This window comes from Bordetella genomosp. 13, from assembly GCF_007679965.1.
In the GTDB taxonomy this organism is placed as follows: Bacteria; Pseudomonadota; Gammaproteobacteria; order Burkholderiales; family Burkholderiaceae_B; genus Bordetella.
On sequence record NZ_VEHL01000004.1, the window covers coordinates 367,005 to 390,092 of the forward strand.

Here is a 23,088-nt window from a genome sequence, read left to right on the forward strand (position 1 = left end):
CCATGCTTTTAGCCCTGATCCTCGTGTTGCCATTCGCCGGCAGCCTGTGTGCCGCTATGCTGCCCGCCAACGCCCGCAACGCGGAATCCTGGCTGGCCGGCATAGTGGCTTTCGGTTGCGCCGTCATCACCGCCTTGCTGTATCCGCAGATCGCGGCCGGCGAGGTCATACGCCTGGATCTGCCGTGGGCCCCCGCGCTGGGGCTGCATTTCACCCTGCGCATGGATGGCTTTGCGTGGCTGTTCACATTCATCGTGGCGGCGATGGGCACACTCGTCGTGCTGTACGCCCGCTACTACATGTCGCCGAAGGACCCCGTTCCGCGGTTCTTCTCGTTCTTCCTGGCCTTCATGGCCGCCATGCTGGGCCTGGTGCTGTCCGGCAATCTCATCCAGCTGGTGCTCTTCTGGGAAATGACCAGCCTGGCGTCCTTCATGCTGATCGCCTACTGGCATCACCGCCAGGATGCGCGGCGCGGGGCGCGCATGTCCCTGACCGTGACGGCGGCGGGCGGCCTCTGCCTGCTGGCCGGCGTGCTCATCCTGGGCTACATCGCCGGCAGCTACGACCTGGACGTGGTGCTGCAATCGGGCCCGCAGGTGCGCGCCGATCCCTGGTATCCGGCCGTGCTGGGCCTGATCGCGCTGGGCGCGCTGACCAAGAGCGCGCAGTTCCCGTTCCAGTTCTGGCTGCCCAACGCCATGGCCGCGCCCACGCCGGTGTCTGCCTTCCTGCACTCGGCCACCATGGTGAAGGCCGGCGTGTTCCTGCTGGCGCGCTTCTGGCCCGTGCTGGCCGGCACCGAGGAATGGTTCTGGATCATCGGCGGGGCGGGGCTGTGCTCGCTGGTGCTGGGTGCGTATGCCGCCATCTTCCAGCGCGACATGAAGGGCGTGCTGGCGTATTCAACCATCAGCCATCTCGGGCTCATCACGCTGCTGCTGGGACTGAACAGCTCGTTGGGCCTGGTGGCGGCGATCTTCCACATGGTCAACCATGCCACTTTCAAGGCCTCGCTGTTCATGGCGGCCGGCATCGTCGACCATGAAACCGGCACGCGCGACGTCACGCGGCTCAGCGGCCTGTACCGCGCCATGCCCATCACGGCCATCCTGGCCATGGTGGCGGCGGCGTCGATGGCGGGCGTGCCGCTGCTCAACGGCTTCATCTCGAAAGAGATGTTCTTCGCCGAGACCACCTTCGTCAGCGGCGACTGGGCGGTGCAGATCGGGCTGCCGGCGCTGGCCACGCTGGCCGGCGCCTTCAGCGTGGCGTATTCTCTGCGCTTCATCGTGCAGGTGTTCTTCGGCCCGGCGCCGTCGGAAGACCTGCCGCGCGCGCCGCACGAGCCGCCGTACTGGATGCTGCTGCCCAGCGCGCTGCTGGTGTGCACCTGCCTGGTGGTCGGCGTGCTGCCGGCCTTTACGGTGGGACCGTTCCTGGAACTGGCCGCGCGCAGCGTGCTGGGCGACGCCATGCCCGAGTACGACCTGGCCGTGTGGCACGGCTTCAACCTGCCGCTGATCATGAGCCTGCTGGCGCTGGGCGTCGGCATCGTGCTGTATCTGGTGCTGCGCGCGCACCAGCGCCGCCATCCGGGCCGCGTGCCGTTCATCTACCGTTTGGACGGCCTGCGCACCTTCGAATTCCTGCTCGAGGCCGCCAGCCTGGGTTCCAGCTGGCTGTTGCGCCATGTGTCGTCGACGCGCCTGCAGGTGCAGATGCTGCTGATCGTGCTGGGCACGCTGCTGGTGGCCTGGCTGCCGCTGCATGCCGGCGGATGGCTGGCCGGCGGCATGGCGCCGTCGATGCCCGATCCGGCCTTCCTGGCCCTGTGGGTGGTGGGCGGCACGTGCGCGTTGGGTGCGGCCTACCAGGCCAAATACCACCGCCTGGCCTCGCTGACGCTGGCCGGCGCCGCCGGGCTTGCGGTCTGTCTCACGTTCGTCTGGTTCTCGGCTCCCGACCTGGCGCTGACGCAGCTGGCCGTCGAGGTCGCCACGGCGGTGCTGCTGCTGCTGGGCCTGCGCTGGCTGCCGCGCCGGGTGGAAGACATGGGCGCCGAGGGCGGCAAGGGCGGCCGCGCCCGCCTGCGACGCGTACGCGACCTGGCGCTGGCCGTGCTGGCCGGCACGGGCATGGCCGCGCTGACCTACGCCATGCTGACCCGTCCCATCGGCGACACCATCTCGGCCTTCTTCGTGCGCAACGCGCTGCCCGAAGGGGGCGGCACCAACGTGGTCAACGTCATCCTGGTGGACTTCCGCGGCTTCGACACGCTGGGCGAGATCACCGTGCTGGGCATCGTCGCCCTGACGGTGTACGCGCTGCTGCGCCGCTTCCGCCCCGCGCCCGAGAGCGTGGCCGTGCCGCGCCAGCAGTACGACCAGGACGGCCGCGCGGCCGAGAAGCTGACCGACCTGCGGCGTCCCATTCCCGACGGCTTCATGATGGTGCCCGCCGTGCTGGCGCGCCTGGTGCTGCCCATCGCGGCGCTGGTGTCGGTGTACCTGCTGCTGCGCGGCCACAACCAGCCCGGCGGCGGTTTCGTGGGCGGCCTCATCATGGCCACCTCGGTCATCCTGCAATACATGGTGGGCGGCGTGCACTGGGTCGAGTCGCGCAGCCGCCTCAATCCGCAGTACTGGCTGGGCCTGGGCCTGCTGGCCGCCGGCAGCGCCGCGCTGATGGCATGGCTGGCCGGCCGACCGTTCATGTCGGCGCTGGCGGCGGACCTGCCGCTGCCGGTGATCGGCAAGGTGCACATCTCGACCGTGCTGCTGTTCGACCTGGGTGTGTACATGCTGGTGGTGGGCGCCACGGTGCTGGTGCTGGTGGCGCTGGCCCACCAATCGCTGCGCGCGCAGCGCAGGGCGGCGGCCGAGGCCCAGGCCACGGCGCAACCCGCGACCGAGGGGGGCCAGGCATGAAACCCTTCTCGCGTTCACGGCCCTTCGACGGGGCCTCCCGCAACGATCCGGCGGAGCCGACATGGAAGTAATCTACGCAATCGCGATCGGCGTGCTGGCGGGTTCGGGGGTGTGGCTGGTGCTGCGTCCGCGCACCTTCCAGGTCATCATGGGCCTGTCCCTGCTGTCCTACGCGGTCAACCTCTTCATCTTCGGCATGGGCCGCCTGACCGTCGGCCGCCCGCCGGTGGTCGACCCGGCCGTGCCCGTCGATCCGGCCACCCTGGCCGACCCCATGCCGCAGGCCCTGGTGCTGACCGCCATCGTCATCGGCTTCGCCACCACCGCGCTGTTCCTGGTGGTGCTGCTGGCCTCGCGCGGACTGACGGGCACCGACCACGTCGATGGACGGGAGCCGCGATCTTGATGTCCCTGCTGTTGACGCATCTTCCCATTCTGCCCATCGCCATCCCGCTGCTGGCGGGGGCGGCCATGATGTTGATTCCCGACGCGCAGCGCGCCCTGCGCGGGGCGATCGGCGTGGGCGCCGTGCTGCTGCAGCTGGCCAGCGCCATCGCGTTGCTGGCGCTGGCGGGCGACAGCCTGGGGCAGGGCCCGTGGCCCACCGGCATCGGCGTCTACCTGCTGGGCGACTGGCCGGCGCCGTTCGGCATCGTGCTGGTCGTCGACCGGCTGGCGGCCGTCATGCTGGCGCTGACCGCCGTGCTGGGCCTGGCCGCGCTGGTCTACTCGCTGCCGCGCTGGGAACGCTCGGGCGTGCACTTCCACCCGCTGTTCCAGTTCCTGCTGATGGGCCTGAACGGCGCCTTCCTGACGGGCGACCTGTTCAACCTGTTCGTGTTCTTCGAGGTGCTGCTGGCCGCGTCCTACGGCTTGCTGCTGCACGGCTCGGGCATGGCGCGGGTGGGGGCGGGGCTGCACTACATCGCCGTCAACCTGGTGGCCTCGTTCCTGCTGCTGATCAGCATCGCTCTCATCTATGGCGTCACGGGCACGTTGAACCTGGCCGACCTGGCTTTGCGCGCGGGCGCGCTGACGGGCGGCGACCGCCATCTGTTCGAGGCCGGCGCGGCGGTCCTGGGCGTGGCCTTTCTGGTCAAGGCCGGCGCGTGGCCCCTGAACTTCTGGCTGGTGCGCGGCTATTCCGCCGCCGGTGCGCCGGTCGGGGCGGTGTTCTGCATCATGACCAAGATCGGCATCTATGCGCTGCTGCGCATCGGTTCGCTGCTGCTGCCCACGGGAGCGCCCGCCGCGTTCAGCCTCGACTGGATGTATGCCGCGGGCCTGGCCACGCTGCTGTTCGGCGCCATCGGCATCCTGGCCACGCAGCAGATGAACCAGCTGGCCGGCTATTGCGTGATCGTGTCGGCCGGCACGCTGCTGACTGCGCTCGGCATGCCGGGCGTCACGCTGACGGGGCCGGCGCTGTTCTACCTCATCAGCTCGGTGCTGGCCACGGCCGCGCTGTTCATGCTGGCCGAGCTGATCGAACGCACGCAGGCGTTCGGCGCCAACGTGCTGGCGGTCACCATGGACGCGTTCCACCTGGACGATCCACTGTCCGAGAACCGCTCCGACGACGTGGTGGGCCGCGCCATTCCGGCTGCCATGGCGTTCCTGGGCCTGGGCTTCGTTTCGTGCGCGCTGCTGGTCACGGGCCTGCCTCCGCTGTCGGGCTTCGTGGCGAAGCTGTCGCTGCTGTCGGCCGCGGTGTCGGCGGCCAACGATCAGGTGCGTCACATGGACGCGTGGATTCTCGTGGCGGGCGTGCTGGTCTCCGGGCTGGCGGGCATCGTCACCTTCGGCCGCGTGGGCATCCGCATTTTCTGGAGCGCCGACGACCGCACTACGCCGCGGCTGCGCTGGAGCGAGGCGGGCCCGGTGGCCGTGTTGATCCTGCTGTGCGTGGCCCTGTCGGCGGGCGCCGGGCCGGTGTCGGCCTACCTGGATGCCGCTGCGCAGTCGCTGGACCAGCCGTCGGCCTACATCGAGGCCGTGCTGGCGCAGTTGCCGGTGCGTGCGCTGGGCGGGGGAGGCCACTGATGCGCCGCGACCAACTCTTCATCCTTCCGCTGTTCCTGCTGGTGCTGTGGCTGGTGCTGAACCAGTCGCTGTCGGCCGGGCAGGTCGTGCTGGGCGCTGGCCTGGCCATCTGGCTGGCGTGGGCCTCGCTGCGGCTGCGCCCGCTGGGCAGCCGCCCGCGGCGCCTGTGGCGCCTGGCGCCGCTCAGCGCGCGCATGGTGCTGGAGATCGTCAAGTCCAACATCGCCGTCGCCAAGCTGATCTGGCGTCCGGGCCGCGAACTGACGCCGGGTTTCATCACCGTGCCGCTGCGCCTGCGCGACCCGCACGGGCTGGCCGTGCTGGTCTGCTGCCTGACCTACACGCCGGGCACCGTGGTGGTCGACCTCAAGCGCGGCCAGAGCGTGACGCTGCACGTGCTCGACCTGCAGAACGAAGAGGAGTGGGTGGAGCTGATCCAGCAGCGCTACGAGCGCACCCTGATGGAGGTCTTCGAATGAACACGATGCTTTTCTGGGCCGCCTGGTTCGCGCTGCTGTGCTTCGTGGCGGGCATGGGCTTCGCCGCGTTCCGCATGCTGCGCGGGCCCACGGCGCAAGACCGCGTGCTGGCGCTGGACGCCTTCTACATCAACGGCATGCTGGCCATGCTGGCCCTGGGCGTGCGCTCCGGCGCCGAGGTGTACTTCGACGTGGCGCTGCTGATAGGCCTGTTCGGCTTCGTCGGTTCCACCGCCATGGCCAAGTTCCTGCTGCGCGGCGAGGTGATCGAGCCATGAACGACATCCCGCTCTGGGCCTCCATACCGGCCTCCGTCCTGCTGGTGCTGTCGGGCCTGCTGGCCCTGACGGGCTCGTCCGGCCTGGTGCGCTTTCGCACCTTCGTCACGCGCATCCATGCGCCCACGCTGGGCTCGACGCTGGGCGCGATGTGCATGCTGCTGGCCTCCGCCCTGGTGTTTTCCGCGCAGTCAGGCCGCTTCGTGTTCCACGAGATCGTCATCGCGCTGCTGCTGCTGCTGACCTCGCCGGTGACGGCCATGCTGCTGATGCGCGCGTCCGTCTACCGCACGCGGCGCCGCGAGGACATCGAGGCCGAGGCGGCGAAGAAGGCGGAGGGGAAATAGGTTTCGGCCGGCAGGCCAGGCTGGCGCACCCACGGCAATCCCAAGGCGCGACGGATATCTCATCCGTCGCGCCTTGTCTTTATGGAATAGCGTCCCCTATTTACGGTTTAGCGGGGCTTGTTACATTTTCAGGGGACCTCATCGCCGCAATCCCGTACCGTATGTCGGGTGAGTATTGCGGCGGACATCCTGTCCCGCCGACGGTTATTCAGGAGGGATCCATGCAGACTTCCGCTATTTCGCGTTTGACCACCCTGTGCGGCGCCCTGGCGCTTGGCGCGGCCATGCTGCCGGCCGTGTCCATGGCCCAGAAATCGGCCGACAAATCGGCCCAAGAGCAATACAAGATGGATGTCCAGCGCTGCAACGCCGGCCAGACGAACCAGGATCGCCGTACCTGCCTGCAAGAGGCAGGCGCCGCGCTGCAGGAATCGCGCCGCAACCGCCTGGACGACAAGCAGCAGGGCCGCTACGACCAAAATGCCATGCAGCGCTGCGCCGCGCTGCCCACGTCGCAGCAGCAGGACTGCATGACGCAGATGCAGTCGCCCACGCGTGTGCTGGGCAGCGTCGCAGGCGGCGGCGTGCTGCGCGAGACCGTGATCCAGGTGCCGGCCGGCACGCCGGGCGCCACGCCCGCTGCCCCCGCGCCGGGTTATGCGCCCCCGCCCGCGGGTGGCCAGGGCTACGCGCCCCCGCCGCCTCCGCCGGCCCCGGGCTCGGCGCCCGCCTCGGGCTATGCGCCTGCACCGGCTCCGGGCTACGCCCCGGCCGCGCCCGCCCCGGGCTACGCGCCGCCGCCCGTTCGCTGATCGCCGCGCGGTCCAGCCAGACCGTTGCGCCAAAAGCCGGGCACGCGTTGCCCGGCTTTTTCATTGTGAGTTCAGGTCGACGCAAGGCGCATGCCCTGCATGTCCCTCCGTCCCGTGACCCGGCAGTCCCGCTGCGCGTGTCCACGCGCTAAAACCGTTACCAATTTTGGTGAGGTCACGGCAATCAGGCAAAATGTCGGCTGTCTCTCAGAACACGCCCTTGCCATGTCCGACGTCATCGCACTGATTTTCGATTTCGACGATACGCTGGCCCCGGACAGCACCACGGGCTTTCTGGACAGCATCGGCGTCGACACCAAGGCCTTCTGGAAGGATTCCGTCGATCCGCTGCTGCTGCAGCAGGACTGGGATCCGGTTCCCGCCTACCTCTACCGCATGATCGAGCTGTCGCGTAGCGGCCAACATGGCCTCATCACGAAGGAACGCCTCGGCCAGTGGGGCGCCAACGTGCCGCTGCACGACGGCGTCACCACGCTGTTCCAGCGCCTGCGCGACGCGGTGCGGGCCGATCATCCCAAGGTGCAGCTCGAGTTCTACCTCATCTCCAGCGGCATCGGCGACGTCGTCCGCCACACGCCCATCGCGAAGGAATTCACCGAGATCTGGGCATCCGAGTTCGCCTATGGCGAAGACGGCGGCATCACGTTCCCGCGCCGCATCGTCAGCTACACCGACAAGACGCGCTACCTGTTCCACATCCAGAAGGGCATCATCGGCCGCGAGTACCGCGGCAAGCCCTTCGAGGTGAACCGCAAGGTGCCGGAAGACAGGCTGCGCGTGCCGTTCGACCAGATGGTGTTCGTGGGCGACGGCTACACCGACATCCCGTGCTTCTCGCTGGTGCGCCGCGGCGGCGGTATCGCCTTCGGCGTGTGGGATCCCAAGCACAAGGACAAGCGCAGCCGGGCCTGGGGCTTCATCGAGGATGGCCGCGTGTCCAACCTGAACCAGGCTCGTTTCGACGAGAATGCCGAGCTGTACCAATGGCTGGAGGAAGCCGTCACCAGTCTGGCTGGCCGCATCGCCCTGAAATCGCGTGTCTATCGTGGCTGAGGAGAGCGTAATGACTGCAAGCACCGGCACGACCCTCGAAGACCCCGTGCAAGTCCAGGCCGAGGTCGACGAACGCATGATGAACCTGGCGCTGGAGCAGGCCATGCTGGCCGCCGGCGCCGGCGAGGTGCCGGTGGGCGCCGTGGTGGTGGACGCCGCGGGCAACGTCGTCGGCGCGGGGTACAACCGCACCATCACCGACAGCGATCCCACGGCGCATGCCGAGATCGTCGCGTTGCGCCAGGCGGCCGCGCGCCAGGGCAACTACCGGCTGCCAGGCTTCAGCCTGTACGTCACGCTGGAGCCCTGTGTGATGTGCGTGGGCGCCATGTTGCATGCGCGCCTGACGCGCATCGTCTACGGCGCGCCCGACCCCAAGACGGGCGCCTGTGGCAGCGTGCTGGACGTCGGCGCGGTCGCCCAGCTGAACCACCAGACCCATATCCATGGCAACGTGCTGGCCGATCCCTGCGGCAGCATACTGCGCGGCTTCTTCCGGGAACGCCGCCGCAAGGAACCCAACGAATGAGCAACACCCACGACGGCAAGACGGCCAAGGCGCCGCGCGCCGCGAAGACGCGCGGCAAGGCCGCCGCGGCGCCTGCCCGGAATGCCGATCAGGCACAGGTCCAGCATCACGCACACGGCGAACATGCCCATGCCCGCAATCATGCGCCCGGCGACCATGAACACGATCACGCCCACGGCGAACATGGCCACGAATGCGGCGAGGCCTGCGGGCACGATCACGATCACGGCCACGCCCATGCCATGCCCGAAGCCGGCGGCATCTACCTGATCTCGCCGTCGTCGGCCGTGCAGGACCCGGCCAGCGTCGAGCGCGCCTGCGAACGCCTGGCCGCAGACGGCTTCCAGACCCGCGTCGACCGCGCCGCGCTGCTCACGCACCAGCGCTTCGCCGGCACCGACAAGCAGCGCCTGGCCGGCCTGGACCGCGCCATCGCGCAGAAGCATCCCATCGTCATGGTCACGCGTGGCGGCTACGGCCTGTCGCGCCTGCTGCCGTCCATCGACTGGAAGGCCATGGCCGACAGCGGCAAGCGCTTCGTGGGCTTCAGCGATTTCACCGCCTTCAACCTGGCCCTGCTGGCGCAGACGGGCGCCGTCAGCTACAGCGGCGCGACCGCCGTGGCCGACTTCGGCGTCGCCGAGCCCGACGAGCTGACGCCGCTGCTGTTCGGCGAGATCATGCGCGGCGAGCTGGAGATCCTCAGCTTCGAGACGCGCGACGCCGATCCCGTCGATGCCCGCGGCATCCTGTGGGGCGGCAACCTGGCAGTGCTGTGCTCGCTGCTCGGCACGCCGTACCTGCCCAAGACCCGCGGCATCCTGTTCCTGGAAGACGTGGGCGAGCATCCCTACCGCGTCGAGCGCATGCTCGCGCAACTCGCGCAGGCCGGCGTGCTGGACAGGCAGAAGGCCATCGTACTGGGGCATTTCTCCAACTACCGCCTGGCGCCTCACGATGCCGGCTTCGACATGCCTGAAGTGGTCAAGTGGCTGCGCCGCACGGTGAAGGTGCCCGTCGTGACGGGGCTGCCGTACGGCCACATCCCGACCAAGGCCACGCTGCCGGTGGGCCAGAAGGTGGGCATCGCCACCGAGCGCGGCATGGCGCACCTGGTGATCGACGAGCACGTGCACTGACGTACCGCGTGCGCGGGCTGGCGGTTCGATCCGCCAGCCGCCGCGCCGGCCGATCGGTTGGCGGCGGCGCGCGAGGCTTATGAAGCCGGCACCCATGCCGGCTTGCGCTTCTCCAGGAACGACGCCATCCCCTCCAGGGCATCCGCGCTGGCGCGCCGCGCGGCCAGGCGATCGGCCGTCTCTTCCATCAACGCCTGATCGATCGGCGCACCCGCCACGTCTCGCACCAGCGCCTTGCAATCGGCCACGGCCTCGGGCGAGGTCATCATGAACGCGCCCAGCAATTCGTTGATGCGCATATCCACTTCGTCGGCCGGCGCCAGCTCGTGCACCAGTCCCAGCCGCCAAGCTTCGGCGGCGTCGAACTGTTCCCCGGTCAGGAACCAACGGCCCGCCGCGCGCGCGCCGATGGCGCGCAGCACGTAGGGCGAGATCATGGCGGGGATCAGGCCCAGGCGCGTTTCCGACAGGCCGAAACGCGCCTCGTGCGCCGCCACCGCGATGTCGCACGCCGCGGCCAGGCCCACGCCGCCCGCCAGGCAATGGCCGTGCACGCGCGCGATGGTAGGCTTGGGGCAGGTGTAGATAAGCTGCAGCAGCGTGGTCAGCGCCAGGGCATCCGCGCGGTTGTCGGACGCGGGCGCCGCCGCGCTGGCGCGCATGTGGTTCAGGTCGGCACCGGCGCAGAAGGCCTTGCCGCGGCCGGCCAGCACGATAGCGCGCACCTCGTCGTCGCCCGCCAGTCCGCCGAACACCTCGGTCAGCTCGGCGATCATGCGCGGATCCAGCGCATTGCGCTGGTCCGGGCGGTTCATCCAGACCACGGCGGTCTGCGGGCCGTAGGCCACTTCCAGCGTTTGCAGCATGTCGTTCGTCTCCTGTCTCAGTCCATGTATCACCGGTATAGCACTGTCGGCAGCCACAGGCCGATGCCGGGGAACATGTACAGCAGGAAGATCGCCACGACCTGGATGCCCATGAAGGGCATCATGCCCAGGAAGATCTGGTTCAGCGTGACGTGCGGCGGCGACACGCCCTTCAGGTAGAAGGCCGACATGGCCACCGGCGGCGACAGGAAGGCCGTCTGCAAGTTCAGCGCCACCAGCAGGCCGAAGAACAGCGGGTCGATGCCGAAGGCATTGAGCAGCGGCACGAAGATCGGCATGAAGATGACGATGATCTCGGTCCACTCCAGCGGCCAGCCCAGCAGGAAGATGATGACCTGCGCCAGCAGCAGGAACTGGATCGGCGTGAGGCCCAGCGACAGCACCCATTGCTCGATCAGGCTCTGCCCGCCCAGCAGCGCGAAGGCCGCCGAGAAGATCGACGAGCCCACGAACAGCCAGCACACCATCGCGCTGGTCTTGGCCGTCAGGAACACGGACTCCCGCAGCACGGGCAGCGTCAGGCGCCGGTATGCCAACGCGAGCAGCGCGCCCCCCATCGCGCCCATGGCGGCGGCCTCGCTGGGCGTGGCCAGGCCGAACGCGATCGATCCCAGCACGGCGGCGATCATCACCGCCAGCGGGAAGAACGAGCCCAGCAGCATCTTGAAGATCTCCAGGCGCGCCCAGGTCAGCAGGCCGTAGAACGCGGCCAGGATGGCGACGCAGACGCCCAGGAAGATCCAGAAACCCTGCGGGGCGGAGCGGCGTTCGGGGACGGCGGGATCGCCGGCGGCAGGCGCGGCGCCGGGCGGCTGCGTGGCCTGCGGGGGCGCCGCGCCGGGCGGTTCGGACAGGCCACCGCCCGCCTGCGTCGTACCCGGCGGTTCGGACAGCCCCGAGCCGCCTTCGGCCGGCGGTTCCTGCAAGCCGCCTTCCACCGGCGGCTCGGCCAGTCCGCCTTCCATGGGCGGCTCCGCCAGGCCCGAGTCGAACTGGCTGGATCCCAGCTGCAATTCCGCCGGGATTTCGTAGGTCTCCGCGGGCTTGGTGACGCCGCGATGCACCACGCCTATCAGCAGCACGACGACCAGCACCGGCAGCATGGCGACCAGCAGGTTGCGCAGCACGTAGCCGGAAGCGACGCCGCCCGGGCGCCGGCCGCCGAACAGCGCGGACAGCATGCCCGGCACCGCATGGCGGTGGTTGCCCTGCGCCAGCGCGGCGGTCGCGGGGGGCAGGGGAACGTGGCGTTCGTTCTCGGGCAGGGGCGGCGCCATGTCGGGCCGCAGCTTCGCGACGATGATGACGTACAGCATGTACAGCCCGGCCAGCATGATGCCTGGGAACAGCGCCCCGGCATAAAGCTGGACGACGGAGGTGCCGGTGGTGGCGCCGTAGACGATCAGCATCACCGACGGCGGCAGCAGGATGCCCAGGCAGCCACCGGCCGTGATGGCGCCCGCCGTCAGCCGCACGCTGTAGCCGGCCTTCATCATGGCGGGCATGGCCAGCAGGCCCATCAGCGTGACCACCGCGCCGACGATGCCGGTGGCGGTGGCGAAGATGGCGCAGGTGGCCAGCGTGGCCACGGCCAGCGCGCCCGGCACGCGCGCCAGCGCCAGGTGCATCGAGCGGAACAGCTTTTCGATCAGGTTGGCGCGCTCGACCAGGTAGCCCATGAACACGAACAGCGGGATCGAGATCAGCGAGTCGTTGGTCATGGTGGCATAGGTCCGCTGCACCATCAGGTCCAGCGTCTGGCCCAGCGAGCGTCCCCCGTCGCCGCTTTGCATGAAATAGGCGAAGAAGGTGAACAGCACGCCCATGCCCATCAGCGTGAAGGCGGTCGGGAAGCCCAGCATGATGGCCACCACGATCAGCGCCAGCATCAGCAGGCCGATGTGTCCGGTCTGCAGGCTGCCCCACGGCGTGAGGAACGCGATCATCAGCAGCACCAGCCCGATGCAGGACAGGCCGAACCACAAAGCCTTGTTGATCTTCATCGGGTCTGCTCCCCTTCGGTGACGTAGCGGTCCAGCCTGGCGATGTCTTCGTCTTTCACGTTCACCATTTCCTTGAGCTTGTCGACGTCGACTTCCTCGACGTCCTCTTCGCGCGAGGGCCAGGCGCCGCGTTGCAGGCAGAGCACGCAGCGCAGGATCTCGGCCACGCCCTGCAGCAGCAGCACGGCGCCGGCCGCGGGGATGAAGGCCTTGAAGGGATAGATGGGCGGTCCGTTGGCCATCAGCGAGGAGTGCTCGCGGATCGCGATGGAATAGCCGGCGTAGTACCAGCCCGCCCATACCAGGGCCACCACGCCGGGGATGAAGAAAGCGATGTACAGGACGAGGTCCAGCGAGGCCTGCACGCGCGCCGGCAGAAAGCCGTACAGGATGTCGCCGCGTACGTGGCCGCTCTTGGCCAGTGTATAGGCCCCGGCCATCATGAACAGGATGCCGTAGTACATCATCTGCATGTCGAAGGCCCAGGCGCTGGGCTGGTTCAGCAGGTAGCGCGCGGCCACCTCCCAGCAGACGTGCACGGTCAGCACCACGATCAGCCAGGCGAAAGCCTGTCCGACCCAGGTCGAGATGCGGTCTATGGAGCGTATGAATCGGATCATCGGACGTCCCGGTGTAGACGCGTGGAGGCCCGGGCGCGGCAGGCGGCGTGCGGCCGGTGCGGACCAGGGCGGATGTCAGCGGTGGGGCGGCGCCGCGCCATGCCGGCCGCGGCCGGCACGAAGCGGCTGCGGCGCGGGGGGCGAGGCCCGGGACTTACGCGGGCTTGCTGCTGCGCGCGAAGTAGTGGTTGTAGGCCATCCGGTAGTTGACGGTGGTGTCGCCGTGCCAGCGGCCGATGCGCTCGGCGAAGGCGCGCTGCGAATCCAGCACCTTCTTGAACAGCGGATTCTCGGCCGCGCGCTTGGCGATCATGTCGTCCCAGATCTTCAGCTGCGTCTGCAGGATGGCGTCGGGCGTCTTGTAGAACTTGACGCTGTGGTCCTTCTGCAGCTTGACGTAGTCTTGCGAATAGCGGTGCGCCGCCTTCCAGGACATGTCGGCGCTGCTGGCCTGCGCGGCATAGCGCAGCAGGTGGCGCAGGTGCTCGGGCAGGGCGTCGTACTTGGCCTTGTTGAACATCACCTCGAACTGCTCCGCGCTCTGGTGGAAGCTCTGCAGCATGCACACCTTGGACACGTCCGCGAAGCCCAGCGACAGGTCCGACGAGGCGTTGTTGAACTCGGCGCCGTCCAGCAGGCCGCGGTCCAGCGCGGGCACGATCTCGCCGCCGGGCAGGGCGTTCACGGCCGCGCCCATGGCGGTATACATGTCGATGGCCAGGCCGACGGTGCGGAACTTCAGGCCCTTGACGTCCTCGACCTTGGTGACGGGCTTCTTGAACCAGCCGAACGGCTGGGTGGGCATGGGGCCGTACATCAGCGACACCACGTTCACGCCCATGGCCTTCTGGATCTCCTGCAGCAGCTCCTTGCCGCCGCCGTACTCGTGCCAGGCCAGCAGCATGTTGGCGTCCATGCCATACGAGGGACCCGAACCCCACAGCGCCACCGCGGTGTTCTTGCCATACCAATAGGCCACCACCCCGTGGCCGCCGTCCAGCGTGCCGGCCGACACGGCATCCAGCAGGTCGAAGGCCTTGACCACGGCGCCAGCCGGCAGCACCTCGATCTTTAACTGGCCGCCCGCCATGTCGTTGACCTTCTTGGCGTAGTCGACGGCGAACTCGTGGAAGATGTCGGTGGCCGGCCAGGTGCTCTGGAAGCGCAGGCTGACGGGCGTCTGGGCGCTGACGATGGCGGGAAATCCCAGCGCCGCGGTGCCCGCGACGGCGGTGGCGCCAGAGATGAATTTGCGGCGGGACTGCGTAACGTGTTGCATGGTTCGTTGTCTCCTGGATGGACTACATGGACCAGCTCGTTGTTACTGCGAGGTGTGTTTTCTGTCTCTGCCGGACGGGCTGCGGACGTCCTGGGCGGCTCGGTCGTTCGTATTTGTGTTCCGATGCAGGAAAGCAATGGCAAGCCGCTTCGAGATTAAAGCTGTCTGAAAGGATTCTGACAATAAGCTGATGACCAGTGATAACCCGGGGGCGGGACGAATGGCTGATGGGCGAGGGGCGTTGTTTGAGGTCTCTTCATGCGTCGGATTTCGCTCTTGTGGCGCAGGCGAGGTCCCTGCGAAGTCCCGTCCTCGCGCTGTCGCGCTGCGGGCGCGACTTCTCCGGGACCTCGCCGGCTCGCAGCCGCGTAATCCGGAGGGTGAAGCGTTCTCGGGGATTGACGACGCTTGAGCCTGGGGCATGACGGAGGACTTCCGCCCGCAGCGCGAAAGCGCGAGGACGGGAGTACGCAGTCCTGCCCCAGGCGCGCAAGAACTCAAATCCCCAACGACGAGACACTCTCCGGTCCAAAGACAACCCGAAGCCAACGCAAAAAACACCAGGCAGGCAATCGAAACGCCGCCTTGGTAAACTCATGGGTTTCCCCCAGCCGCCCGCCGCGATGTGCAGACGCATCCGCATGCATATCCGCACCCCGCGGGCCGCGCATCGTACAAAGAGCCCCCAGCCACCGTGATCTCCACTGCCAACCTCACCATCCAGTTCGGTCCCAAGCCCCTTTTCGAGAACGTCAGCGTCAAATTCGGCGAGGGCAACCGGTACGGGCTGATCGGGGCCAATGGCTCGGGCAAGTCGACCTTCATGAAGATCATCGGCGGCGATCTCGAGTCCAGCAGCGGCAACGTGTCGCTCGAGCCCGGCGTGCGCCTGGGCAAGCTGCGCCAGGACCAGTTCGCCTACGAAGACGTGCGCGTGCTGGACGTCGTGATGATGGGCCACACCGAGATGTGGGCCGCCATGTCCGAGCGCGACGCCATCTACGCCAATCCCGAGGCCACCGAGGACGACTACATGCGCGCGGCCGACCTCGAGGCCAAGTTCGCCGAGTACGACGGCTATACCGCCGAGGCGCGCGCCGGCGAGCTGCTGCTGGGCCTGGAAATCGCCGTCGACCAGCACAACCTGCCCATGCGCGAGATCGCGCCGGGCTGGAAGCTGCGCGTGCTGCTGGCGCAGGCGCTGTTCTCCAACCCCGACGTGCTGCTGCTGGACGAGCCCACCAACAACCTGGACATCAACACGATCCGGTGGCTGGAAGACGTGCTCAACGGCTACCAGAGCACGATGATCATCATCAGCCACGATCGCCACTTCCTGAACCAGGTCTGCACCCACATGGCCGACCTGGACTTCCGCGAACTGCGCGTCTATCCAGGCAACTACGACGACTACATGCTGGCGTCGACGCAGGCGCGCGAGCGCCTGAACGCCAACAACGCCAAGGCCAAGGAACGCGTGGCGGAACTGCAGGACTTCGTGCGCCGCTTCTCGGCCAACAAGTCCAAGGCCCGCCAGGCCACCTCGCGCCTGAAGCAGATCGACCGCATCAAGGCCGAGCAGGTCGAGGTCAAGCCCTCGTCGCGCCAGAACCCCTACATCCGCTTCGAGCAGGCCAAGCCCATGCACCGCCTTGCGGTCACGGTCGAGAACCTATCCAAGTCGTACGACACGGCGCCCGTCATCAAGAGCTTCTCGGCCATGGTCGAGGCGGGCGAGAAGATCGCCATCATCGGCGCCAACGGCGTCGGCAAGACCACGCTGCTGCGCCTGCTGGCCCGCGACCTGGAGCCCAGCGGCGGCACGGTGAAGTGGTCCGAGAACGCCGACCTGGGCTACATGGCGCAGGACGTGTCCGACCAGTTCCAGCAGACCGACATCAACCTGTTCGACTGGATGACCGACCATCGCCAGCCCGGCGACGACGACCAGGCCATCCGCTCGGCGCTGGGCCGCCTGCTTTTCTCCGGCGACGACCTGCCCAAGGCGCCCAAGGTGCTGTCGGGCGGCGAAAAGAACCGCATGACCTTCGGCCGCCTGATGCTGGGCCGGCACAACGTGATGCTGCTGGACGAGCCGACCAACCACCTGGACATGGAATCGATCGAGTCGCTGCAGTTCGCGCTCGAGCAGTACAAGGGCACGCTGTTCTTCGTGTCGCACGACCGCGAATTCGTGTCGGGCCTGGCCACGCGCGTGATCGAGATCATGCCCGACGGCGAGATCGTCGATTACCGCGGCACGTACGACGAGTACCTGGCGTCGCGCGGCGTGGATTGATTCCGCGCTGCCCGGGGTGCCGCCAGGACACGCCCCGGGCCTGGCCCTGACTCGGGCGTCTTCGCAGCCGCGCCGTATGCGGCCGCTTGGACTGGGTTCGGATCTGCTCAGTCACCGGCGCAGATCCGGCTCGATTACATATTTCCAAAAGTTATTAATAAATTATGGAAATATAGTTTTCACTCATATGTCCTGTGGGTACAGTCCCTTGTGACCAAATTTGTCTCGACCTGGCCTGCCTCATGAACCTGACTTTCGACCACGTCCACAAGCGCTTCGGCTCGCTGCAAGTGGTGGACGGCTTCTCCAGCGAATTCAAGACCGGTGAACTGGTCGCGCTGGTCGGTCCGTCCGGCTGCGGCAAGTCCACGCTGCTGCATCTGGCGGCCGGCCTGGAAAAGGCTTCGCAGGGCAGTGTGCTGGCCGACGGCAAGCCCGTGCAGGGGCCGCATCCCAGCCGTACCCTGGTGTTCCAGGAACATGCGCTGTATCCCTGGCTGACGCTGCGCGACAACGTCTCGCTGGCGCTGGAATTTCAGCGCGTGCCCAAGGCGGATGCCCGCAAGCAGGCCGTGGCCTGGCTCGAGCGTGTCGGCCTGGGCGGCTTCGAGAACTACTATCCCCATCAGGTGTCCGGCGGCATGCGCCAGCGTGCCGCCCTGGCTCGCGCGTTCATCGCCAGGCCGCAGACCATGCTGATGGACGAGCCCTTCGGCGCGCTGGATGCGCTGACGCGCCTGAGCCTGCAGGACGTGCTGCGCCAGCTCATCGAGCAGGAGAAGCCCACCGTGCTGCTGGTGACCCACGACGTGGACGAGGCCCTGTTCCTGGCCGACCGCATCGTGGTGTTCAGCCCGCGTCCGGCGCGGGTGCTGCGCGAGTTCAACCTGGCGCACCGCGCCAAGTCGCACGACCTGTCCGACCTGGCCGACGAGAAGCGCGAGATCCTGCGCCTGCTGGGCATCGCCGTCGACAGCCACGGCCACGAGCAGCCCGGCCAGGGCGTTGCCACGCCCCGCGCGGCAACGCTGACCGCCTGAGGTCGCACGCGACCCCGTTTCTCCATCGCCCCGTTCATAACGCCCCTGTCGCGCCGTCGCGGGCGCGCACGTCCCCATCACCGAGGAATCCCCATCATGAAGATCAAGCACTGGCTTACCCTGCCGCTGGCGGCCGCGCTGCTGGCCGCCGCGCCGGCCATGGCCGCCGAGAAGTTCCGCGTGGGCTACCTGCGCGTCATGGACGACGCCCAGGCGATCGTGGCCCAGGAAGGCGGCTACTACAAGAAGGCTGGCCTGGACACCGAGCTGGTCGAGTTCAAGTCGGGCACCGACCTGATCAAGGCCATCGTCGGCGGCCAGATGGACATCGGCGTGCTGGGCTTCACCAACGCCGTGGCGTGGGCATCGAAGGGCGCCGACCTGAAGGTCGTGGGCGGCGCGCAGCAGGGCTATCACTCGCTGGTGGTGCGCGACGACGCCAACGTCAGCGACATCGCCGGCCTGAAAGGCAAGACCCTGGCCTCGCAAAGCGAAGGCAGCACCGCCGACGTGGTGTTCAAGGGGGTGGTGCTGAAGCAGGGCAACCTGTCGGCCGACGACGTCAACATCATGGGCGTGAGCCCCGCCGTGGCCGTGCAGTCGCTGGTCGGCAAACGCGTCGACGCCGCCTTCTTGTTCGAACCCTACGACCGCATCGCGCAACTGGTCGCGCCGGTCAAGCAGATCTACGAAGTGGGCCAGTCGTGGCCGTTTCCCTGCATGGTCGTGATCACCTCGGGCGAGACCCTGGCCAAGCGCAAGGACGATGTGTGGAAGGCGCTGGACGCCCAACTGCACGCCACCAACCTGCTGCAGAAGCAGCCAAACGACGCCGCCAGGCTGATCTCGTCCTATTTCATCGCCGAGCCCACGCTGAAGACCCTGAAGCGCGGCGAACTGCCCCGCGACATCGTCATCAGCGAAGCCATCAGCACCCAGGTGTTCACGCCCAAGCTGACGGACAAGGACACGGCCCGCATGCAGGAAATCGCTGACATCCTGCAGGCCCAGGGCGCGCTGAAGACCCGCGACGGCAAGCCGTACGACGTCACCAGCATCGTCGACCTGTCCTGGCAAGAGGCTCGCAAGCTTTGAGCACTTCGTCCCGCGTCACCGGGCTGCGCAAGTACCTCGCCGGGGTACTGGGCGTGGCCTTCATCTTCCTGCTGTGGCAGGTCGCGGCCTGGTCGCTGCCCGATTTCCTGATGCCGGGCGTGCCCACGGTGCTGGGTCGCCTGGCCGAGGAACTGGGCAAGGACAACTTCCACCAGAGCCTGTCGGGCACGCTCAGCCGCCTGGGGCTGGGATATGGCCTGGCACTGGCCGCGGGCGTGGGCTTCGGCCTGGTGGCCGCATTGCTGGTCTTCTTCCGCGAAGTGCTGCGCAGCGCCATCGTCATCCTTCAGGCGATTCCTTCCATCGCCTGGGTGCCGCTGTTCCTCATCGTGATGGGCTTCGGCAACACGCCCATCATCATCGTGGTGGCGCTGTCGGCATTCTTCCCGGCCGCGCTCAGCGTGATGAACGCGACGGAGTCCGTGCAGCGCGTGCATGTGAGCGCGGCGCGCGTCATGGGCGCCACGCCGTGGGATCTGGTCAAGCGCGTGTACCTGCCGGCCGTGATGCCCGAACTGATCACCGGCGCGCAACTGGCGTTCGGCAATGCCTGGCGCGCGCTCATCTCGGCCGAGATGCTGATCGGCTTCGGCAAGGGACTGGGGCGTTCGCTGGCCTATTCGGGCGAGATCGCCGACATGACCGGCGTGATGGCCAACATCCTGGTCATCGCGGTGCTCGCGGCGCTCATCGACCAGCTCGTGCTCGAGAAGCTCAAGCATCGCCTGCTGCGGTATCAGTACGTCTGAGGCCGGACGACCATGCTGCGGCTGATATCGATGCGTACGGGACGCGCCCGGCTGACGAGCGGCGCGGCCGCGCTGCTGCTGGCCGTCTTGCTGGCGGGCGGCGCGAGCGCGCCGCTGGCGCCCGAAGCCGATGCGGCCGCGTCGGGGGCATCCGTACCGGCGTCCTCCGTATCGACGTCTTCGGAAACGGCCTCATCGGCGGCCATCGCATCTGCGGCGGCAGCGTACAGCCCAGCGTTCGCCACCGCACCGTTCCCGCACGCACGGGCCAGAGGATCGCTGATCGTCGGCGTGCCCTACCTGGCGCCGCCGCCTGCGGCCGGTGCCAAGATCCGCACGCCCGACGGTGTGGATGCCCCCATCGCCGAGCGCCTGGGACAGATGCTGGGCCTGCCCGTGACGCTGCGCCAGGTCGATGTCGGCAAGGCGGCGTCATTGCTGGCTTCGGGCGAGATCGACGCGGTGCTGGCCAGCCAGGTCGAGGGGCAGTCGGCCGCCGGGGCGCAGGCGCCCGGCATGGCGCGCGTGCCCACGGGCTACGTGACTCGGCCGCAGGCCGTCATCCGAGGCGACACCACGATGCGCCGCTGGCAGGACGTGAAAGGCCATAGCGTATGCATGGCCGCCGCGGCCGTGCAGGCGCAGGAGCTGGCCCGGCATTGGGGCGCCACGGTGCGCACCTACCGTGTGCCGTCGGATGCCCTGGTCGCGACCCGCGAAGGGGAGTGCGACGTGGCCGTGATCGACGACGCCGTATGGGCGCCGCTGATGCGCTATCCCGAATGGAAGAAGTTCTCCTCCACGCTGGCGCCGGACGGTCCGCGCGCCGAACGCGTCTGGCTGGTGGCACCGCAGGGTGGGCAGGCGGAACTGCTGGCCGACGCCATGCGCGACTGGCGCCGCAACGGCGCCTGGAAGGCGATGGCCGACAAGTGGGCGCGCGACGTGGCCTTCGATGTCTACCTGGACCAGGAAGTCCCGGACTGCCACGGCTGAGGCGTGTTCGCTACGCCCGGCGTGCAAGCCTGCAGCGCGCCGCCGGCAGCAGGCATCGCACGAGCACGCATGCCGCGCGGGCCTTGCAGGCGCGCGGCCCGACCGCCTCCTTCGCCACGCTTACAATCCCTGGCATGCACACGCTGGCCGCCCTTTGCACGCACGAAGAAGACATCAAGAAAAGCCGCTTCCTGGCCTATGCCGGACCCGTATCGACGGTTGGCGAGGCCATGGCGCTCTATGCGCGCCATGGGGATCCCACGGCCACGCATAACTGCTGGGCCTATCGCATCGGCAACGAATACCGCAGCAATGACGACGGCGAGCCCGGCGGCACGGCGGGCCGTCCCATCCTGCAGGCCATCGACGGCCAGGGCCTGGATCGCGTGGCGGTGCTGGTGGTGCGCTGGTTCGGCGGCATCAAACTGGGGGCCGGGGGATTGGCGCGCGCGTATGGCGGCTGCGCGTCGAACTGCCTGCGCCTGGGCGCGCGCGTCGAACTGATCGAGACGGTGGCCGCGCGGTGCCGTTGCGATTTCGCCGAACTGCCGCTGGTGCGCGCCAAGCTGGCACAGGCGGGCGTCGGAATCGTCGCGGAAAGCTTCGACGAGCGCGGCGCGGAACTGACGCTGCAGGTGCCGCGCGCCGCCGTGGCCGAGACCGAGCAGGTGGTGGCGAACGTCACGCGCGGCAGGGGCGCGTGGCGCATCGCGCAGTGAACCGGGGTTGAACGACCCGTGCGCCCGGGCGTGGGCCAGCGCACGGGCATGGCCTTATTCGGCCGCGGCGCCGTCCGCGCCATCGGACTTCGCGCGCGCGTCGGCGATGTCCTTGTGGACCTGGGTCATGTCCACTTCCTTGATCTTGCCCAGCAGTTCGTTCAGCTGGCCCGCGCTCAGCGCGCCCGGCTGCGAGAACAGCAGCACCTGTTCACGGAACACCATCAGCGTGGGAATCGAGCGGATGCCCAGCGCGCCGGCCAGTTCCTGCTCGAGGTCGGTGTTGACCTTGGCGAACGTGACGTCGGGATGCTCGGTGGCGGCCTGCTCGAAGACCGGCGCGAAGCCTTTGCACGGGCCGCACCACGGGGCCCAGAAGTCGACGATCAGGGTGCCGTCGGGGGTAATGGCTTCCTGGAAGGAATCCTTGGTGAGTTCTACGATGCTCATAACGCCATCCTTGCCGCGCCGGACGCGGAAGTGTGGGCCGGCGGGCCGGCCCGGTTATACGCGGCGAACTTCGGCGCGCCGCGACGGGCACCGCAACCGGCATGCCTGCCGGCTGCGGCCATGCAATGGGATCTCAGGCCGGCAGACAGGACGCCGGGTCTTGCGCGCCGGCGCGCTCGCCCCTGAGCGAGGCCACGATCTCGTACGACCGCAGCCGGTCTTCCAGGCGATGGAAGTCGGAGACGATCATCACTTCGTCGGCTTCGGTCTGCGCGATCAGGGCTTCCAGCTTCTGGCGGACTGTGTCGGGCCCGCCCACGATGGAGGCGGCCAGCTTCTGGTGCACGGCCTGGCGTTCCCACTCGTTCCACAGGCCGTCCATGCTTTCCACTGGCGGCTGCAGCGCCAGGCGGTTGCCGCGCACCAGCGACAGGAACTTCAGCTGCTGCGTGGTGGACAGGTGCCGCGCCTGCTCGTCGGTGTCGGCCGCGATGACGGGCACGCCGATCATGGCATAGGGCCGCGCCAGGGTGTCGGACGGCTTGAACAGGTGGCGATACAGCCGCATCGCCGCCATGCCCTCGGGCGAGAAATGGCCGGCGAACGAGAAGGGCAGGCCCAGTTCGGCGGCCAGGCGCGCGCTGAAATCGCTGGAGCCAAGCAGCCAGATGGGAATGGTGTCCAGGCCGGCGCCAGGGATGGCGCGCACCGGCTGGCCAGGCTGGGCCGGCGCCAGGAAGGCGCGCAGCTCGTCCAGCAGGGCCGGGAACTCCAGGCCGCTGCGCGGGCCGCGGCGCAGCGCGTGCTGCGTGGCGCCGTCGCTGCCGGGCGCGCGGCCCAGGCCCAGGTCGATGCGGCCGGGATACAGCGTCTCCAGCGTGCCGAACTGTTCGGCGATGATCAGCGGGGCGTGGTTGGGCAGCATGATGCCGCCGGAGCCGACGCGCAGCGTGCGGGTGTGGCCGGCCACGTGGCCGATCAGCACCGACGTGGCGCTGCTGGCGATGCCGGGAATGTTGTGGTGCTCGGCCAGCCAGAAGCGGTTGTAGCCGAGCTTCTCGACGTGCTGGGCCAGCGCCACGGTGTTGCGGAACGCATCGGCCGCGCTGCCGCCCTGGACGATGGGCGCCAGGTCGAGCACGGAAAGGGGCACGTTGGCCAGGACGCTCATGATCACCTCTGCGGAAAGACCGGCGGGGCGTGCCGGAAGGGGCACGTTCCGCCTGTTGCTCATATGGAGAGTGTATCGGCGAAATCAACCGCGGCCCCGAGCAACCTTGCGGCCTTCCGGGTCGATAG

At 68.3% G+C, this 23,088-nt stretch carries 23 protein-coding genes; 16 read left to right on the forward strand and 7 right to left on the reverse strand.

The window, feature by feature from the left end:
• Positions 1 to 2 precede the first annotated feature (2 nt).
• The 10 genes from FS845_RS12885 to FS845_RS12930 all read left to right on the forward strand — a co-directional run bounded on the left by FS845_RS12885 (position 3) and on the right by FS845_RS12930 (position 9,631).
• Complete coding sequence (locus tag FS845_RS12885) at positions 3 to 2,930, forward strand: monovalent cation/H+ antiporter subunit A (RefSeq protein WP_144635491.1); 2,928 nt, start codon at positions 3 to 5, stop codon at positions 2,928 to 2,930.
• 61 nt (positions 2,931 to 2,991) lie between these two features.
• Positions 2,992 to 3,336 carry a Na+/H+ antiporter subunit C gene (locus tag FS845_RS12890; RefSeq protein WP_144635494.1) on the forward strand — a complete coding sequence of 115 codons (345 nt, stop codon included), beginning with the start codon at positions 2,992 to 2,994 and terminating at the stop codon, positions 3,334 to 3,336.
• On the forward strand, positions 3,336 to 4,973 hold the full coding sequence (locus FS845_RS12895; protein ID WP_144635497.1) for a monovalent cation/H+ antiporter subunit D: 1,638 nt from the start codon (positions 3,336 to 3,338) through the stop codon (positions 4,971 to 4,973). Before FS845_RS12890 ends, FS845_RS12895 begins: the two co-directional genes overlap by 1 nt.
• Positions 4,973 to 5,452 (forward strand): Na+/H+ antiporter subunit E, encoded by a 480-nt coding sequence (locus FS845_RS12900; RefSeq protein WP_144635500.1) that lies wholly within the window; start codon positions 4,973 to 4,975, stop codon positions 5,450 to 5,452. The genes FS845_RS12895 and FS845_RS12900 overlap by 1 nt, the downstream gene beginning before the upstream one ends.
• Entirely contained in the window at positions 5,449 to 5,730 is a 282-nt protein-coding gene (locus FS845_RS12905) for a K+/H+ antiporter subunit F (protein ID WP_144635503.1), read from the forward strand. Before FS845_RS12900 ends, FS845_RS12905 begins: the two co-directional genes overlap by 4 nt.
• Complete coding sequence (gene mnhG, locus FS845_RS12910; protein WP_144635506.1) at positions 5,727 to 6,077, forward strand: monovalent cation/H(+) antiporter subunit G; 351 nt, start codon at positions 5,727 to 5,729, stop codon at positions 6,075 to 6,077. Before FS845_RS12905 ends, mnhG begins: the two co-directional genes overlap by 4 nt.
• A 221-nt stretch (positions 6,078 to 6,298) precedes the next feature.
• Positions 6,299 to 6,889, forward strand: coding sequence for a hypothetical protein (locus tag FS845_RS12915; RefSeq protein ID WP_409929290.1), 591 nt, complete (start codon positions 6,299 to 6,301; stop codon positions 6,887 to 6,889).
• A 225-nt stretch (positions 6,890 to 7,114) separates the two neighbouring features.
• Positions 7,115 to 7,963: an HAD family hydrolase gene (locus FS845_RS12920; protein WP_144635509.1), complete on the forward strand. Its 849-nt coding sequence runs from the start codon at positions 7,115 to 7,117 to the stop codon at positions 7,961 to 7,963.
• Positions 7,964 to 7,973: 10 nt separating this feature from the next.
• A complete protein-coding gene (gene tadA / locus FS845_RS12925; protein WP_144635512.1) occupies positions 7,974 to 8,492 on the forward strand; it encodes a tRNA adenosine(34) deaminase TadA in 519 nt (172 codons plus the stop codon).
• Complete coding sequence (locus FS845_RS12930) at positions 8,489 to 9,631, forward strand: LD-carboxypeptidase (protein ID WP_144635515.1); 1,143 nt, start codon at positions 8,489 to 8,491, stop codon at positions 9,629 to 9,631. Before tadA ends, FS845_RS12930 begins: the two co-directional genes overlap by 4 nt.
• A 77-nt stretch (positions 9,632 to 9,708) precedes the next feature.
• Here FS845_RS12930 and FS845_RS12935 read toward each other — a convergent pair whose 3' ends face one another.
• From FS845_RS12935 to FS845_RS12950, 4 genes are all read right to left on the reverse strand, one after another.
• On the reverse strand, positions 9,709 to 10,497 hold the full coding sequence (locus FS845_RS12935) for an enoyl-CoA hydratase/isomerase family protein (RefSeq protein ID WP_144635518.1): 789 nt from the start codon (positions 10,495 to 10,497) through the stop codon (positions 9,709 to 9,711).
• Between the two features lie 29 nt (positions 10,498 to 10,526).
• The gene (locus FS845_RS12940; protein WP_144635521.1) at positions 10,527 to 12,521 is read right to left on the reverse strand and encodes a TRAP transporter large permease subunit; all 1,995 of its coding nucleotides are present in this window, start codon (positions 12,519 to 12,521) and stop codon (positions 10,527 to 10,529) included.
• Positions 12,518 to 13,141, reverse strand: coding sequence for a TRAP transporter small permease subunit (locus FS845_RS12945; protein WP_144635525.1), 624 nt, complete (start codon positions 13,139 to 13,141; stop codon positions 12,518 to 12,520). The genes FS845_RS12940 and FS845_RS12945 overlap by 4 nt, the downstream gene beginning before the upstream one ends.
• A gap of 154 nt (positions 13,142 to 13,295) precedes the next feature.
• On the reverse strand, positions 13,296 to 14,420 hold the full coding sequence (locus tag FS845_RS12950) for a TRAP transporter substrate-binding protein (protein ID WP_144635528.1): 1,125 nt from the start codon (positions 14,418 to 14,420) through the stop codon (positions 13,296 to 13,298).
• A 694-nt stretch (positions 14,421 to 15,114) separates the two neighbouring features.
• Here FS845_RS12950 and FS845_RS12955 point away from each other — a divergent pair.
• The 4 genes from FS845_RS12955 (at position 15,115) to FS845_RS12970 (ending at position 19,624) form a co-directional block, all read left to right on the forward strand.
• Positions 15,115 to 16,719 carry an ABC-F family ATPase gene (locus FS845_RS12955; RefSeq protein WP_144635531.1) on the forward strand — a complete coding sequence of 535 codons (1,605 nt, stop codon included), beginning with the start codon at positions 15,115 to 15,117 and terminating at the stop codon, positions 16,717 to 16,719.
• 242 nt (positions 16,720 to 16,961) lie between these two features.
• Positions 16,962 to 17,759, forward strand: a complete 798-nt coding sequence (locus tag FS845_RS12960) for an ABC transporter ATP-binding protein (protein WP_144635534.1) — start codon at positions 16,962 to 16,964, stop codon at positions 17,757 to 17,759.
• A gap of 96 nt (positions 17,760 to 17,855) precedes the next feature.
• Positions 17,856 to 18,854 (forward strand): ABC transporter substrate-binding protein, encoded by a 999-nt coding sequence (locus FS845_RS12965; RefSeq protein ID WP_144635537.1) that lies wholly within the window; start codon positions 17,856 to 17,858, stop codon positions 18,852 to 18,854.
• Complete coding sequence (locus FS845_RS12970) at positions 18,851 to 19,624, forward strand: ABC transporter permease (RefSeq protein ID WP_144635540.1); 774 nt, start codon at positions 18,851 to 18,853, stop codon at positions 19,622 to 19,624. The genes FS845_RS12965 and FS845_RS12970 overlap by 4 nt, the downstream gene beginning before the upstream one ends.
• Here the strand turns inward: FS845_RS12970 and FS845_RS26825 are convergent.
• Entirely contained in the window at positions 19,612 to 19,830 is a 219-nt protein-coding gene (locus tag FS845_RS26825) for a hypothetical protein (RefSeq protein ID WP_260986278.1), read from the reverse strand. The two genes, FS845_RS12970 and FS845_RS26825, sit on opposite strands and share 13 nt — an antisense overlap.
• On the opposite strand from FS845_RS26825, the gene FS845_RS12975 reads away from it, so the two are divergent.
• Together FS845_RS12975 and FS845_RS12980 are read left to right on the forward strand one after the other, a co-directional pair.
• Positions 19,829 to 20,620 carry a transporter substrate-binding domain-containing protein gene (locus FS845_RS12975; protein ID WP_260986276.1) on the forward strand — a complete coding sequence of 264 codons (792 nt, stop codon included), beginning with the start codon at positions 19,829 to 19,831 and terminating at the stop codon, positions 20,618 to 20,620. The two genes, FS845_RS26825 and FS845_RS12975, sit on opposite strands and share 2 nt — an antisense overlap.
• 134 nt (positions 20,621 to 20,754) lie before the next feature.
• The gene (locus tag FS845_RS12980; protein ID WP_144635546.1) at positions 20,755 to 21,339 is read left to right on the forward strand and encodes an IMPACT family protein; all 585 of its coding nucleotides are present in this window, start codon (positions 20,755 to 20,757) and stop codon (positions 21,337 to 21,339) included.
• A 54-nt stretch (positions 21,340 to 21,393) separates the two neighbouring features.
• On the opposite strand, the gene FS845_RS12985 is transcribed toward FS845_RS12980, so the two are convergent.
• Entirely contained in the window at positions 21,394 to 21,789 is a 396-nt protein-coding gene (locus FS845_RS12985) for a thioredoxin family protein (protein ID WP_144635549.1), read from the reverse strand.
• A 133-nt stretch (positions 21,790 to 21,922) separates the two neighbouring features.
• Positions 21,923 to 22,960 (reverse strand): LLM class flavin-dependent oxidoreductase, encoded by a 1,038-nt coding sequence (locus FS845_RS12990; protein ID WP_144635552.1) that lies wholly within the window; start codon positions 22,958 to 22,960, stop codon positions 21,923 to 21,925.
• Positions 22,961 to 23,088 lie beyond the last annotated feature (128 nt).

Bases quoted from the DNA above. Each gene is read 5' to 3' on its own strand.
- FS845_RS12900 (WP_144635500.1), top strand. From the start codon at position 4,973: ATGCGCCGCGACCAACTCTTCATCCTTCCGCTGTTCCTGCTGGTGCTG.
- FS845_RS12885 (WP_144635491.1), top strand. From the start codon at position 3: ATGCTTTTAGCCCTGATCCTCGTGTTGCCATTCGCCGGCAGCCTGTGT.
- FS845_RS12935 (WP_144635518.1), bottom strand. From the start codon at position 10,497: ATGCTGCAAACGCTGGAAGTGGCCTACGGCCCGCAGACCGCCGTGGTC.
- FS845_RS12965 (WP_144635537.1), top strand. From the start codon at position 17,856: ATGAAGATCAAGCACTGGCTTACCCTGCCGCTGGCGGCCGCGCTGCTG.
- FS845_RS12980 (WP_144635546.1), top strand. From the start codon at position 20,755: ATGCACACGCTGGCCGCCCTTTGCACGCACGAAGAAGACATCAAGAAA.
- FS845_RS12920 (WP_144635509.1), top strand. From the start codon at position 7,115: ATGTCCGACGTCATCGCACTGATTTTCGATTTCGACGATACGCTGGCC.
- tadA (WP_144635512.1), top strand. From the start codon at position 7,974: ATGACTGCAAGCACCGGCACGACCCTCGAAGACCCCGTGCAAGTCCAG.
- FS845_RS12905 (WP_144635503.1), top strand. From the start codon at position 5,449: ATGAACACGATGCTTTTCTGGGCCGCCTGGTTCGCGCTGCTGTGCTTC.
- mnhG (WP_144635506.1), top strand. From the start codon at position 5,727: ATGAACGACATCCCGCTCTGGGCCTCCATACCGGCCTCCGTCCTGCTG.
- FS845_RS12930 (WP_144635515.1), top strand. From the start codon at position 8,489: ATGAGCAACACCCACGACGGCAAGACGGCCAAGGCGCCGCGCGCCGCG.
- FS845_RS12895 (WP_144635497.1), top strand. From the start codon at position 3,336: ATGTCCCTGCTGTTGACGCATCTTCCCATTCTGCCCATCGCCATCCCG.
- FS845_RS12945 (WP_144635525.1), bottom strand. From the start codon at position 13,141: ATGATCCGATTCATACGCTCCATAGACCGCATCTCGACCTGGGTCGGA.
- FS845_RS12950 (WP_144635528.1), bottom strand. From the start codon at position 14,420: ATGCAACACGTTACGCAGTCCCGCCGCAAATTCATCTCTGGCGCCACC.
- FS845_RS12890 (WP_144635494.1), top strand. From the start codon at position 2,992: ATGGAAGTAATCTACGCAATCGCGATCGGCGTGCTGGCGGGTTCGGGG.
- FS845_RS12960 (WP_144635534.1), top strand. From the start codon at position 16,962: ATGAACCTGACTTTCGACCACGTCCACAAGCGCTTCGGCTCGCTGCAA.
- FS845_RS26825 (WP_260986278.1), bottom strand. From the start codon at position 19,830: ATGGCCGCCGATGAGGCCGTTTCCGAAGACGTCGATACGGAGGACGCC.
- FS845_RS12990 (WP_144635552.1), bottom strand. From the start codon at position 22,960: ATGAGCGTCCTGGCCAACGTGCCCCTTTCCGTGCTCGACCTGGCGCCC.
- FS845_RS12940 (WP_144635521.1), bottom strand. From the start codon at position 12,521: ATGAAGATCAACAAGGCTTTGTGGTTCGGCCTGTCCTGCATCGGGCTG.
- FS845_RS12985 (WP_144635549.1), bottom strand. From the start codon at position 21,789: ATGAGCATCGTAGAACTCACCAAGGATTCCTTCCAGGAAGCCATTACC.
- FS845_RS12915 (WP_409929290.1), top strand. From the start codon at position 6,299: ATGCAGACTTCCGCTATTTCGCGTTTGACCACCCTGTGCGGCGCCCTG.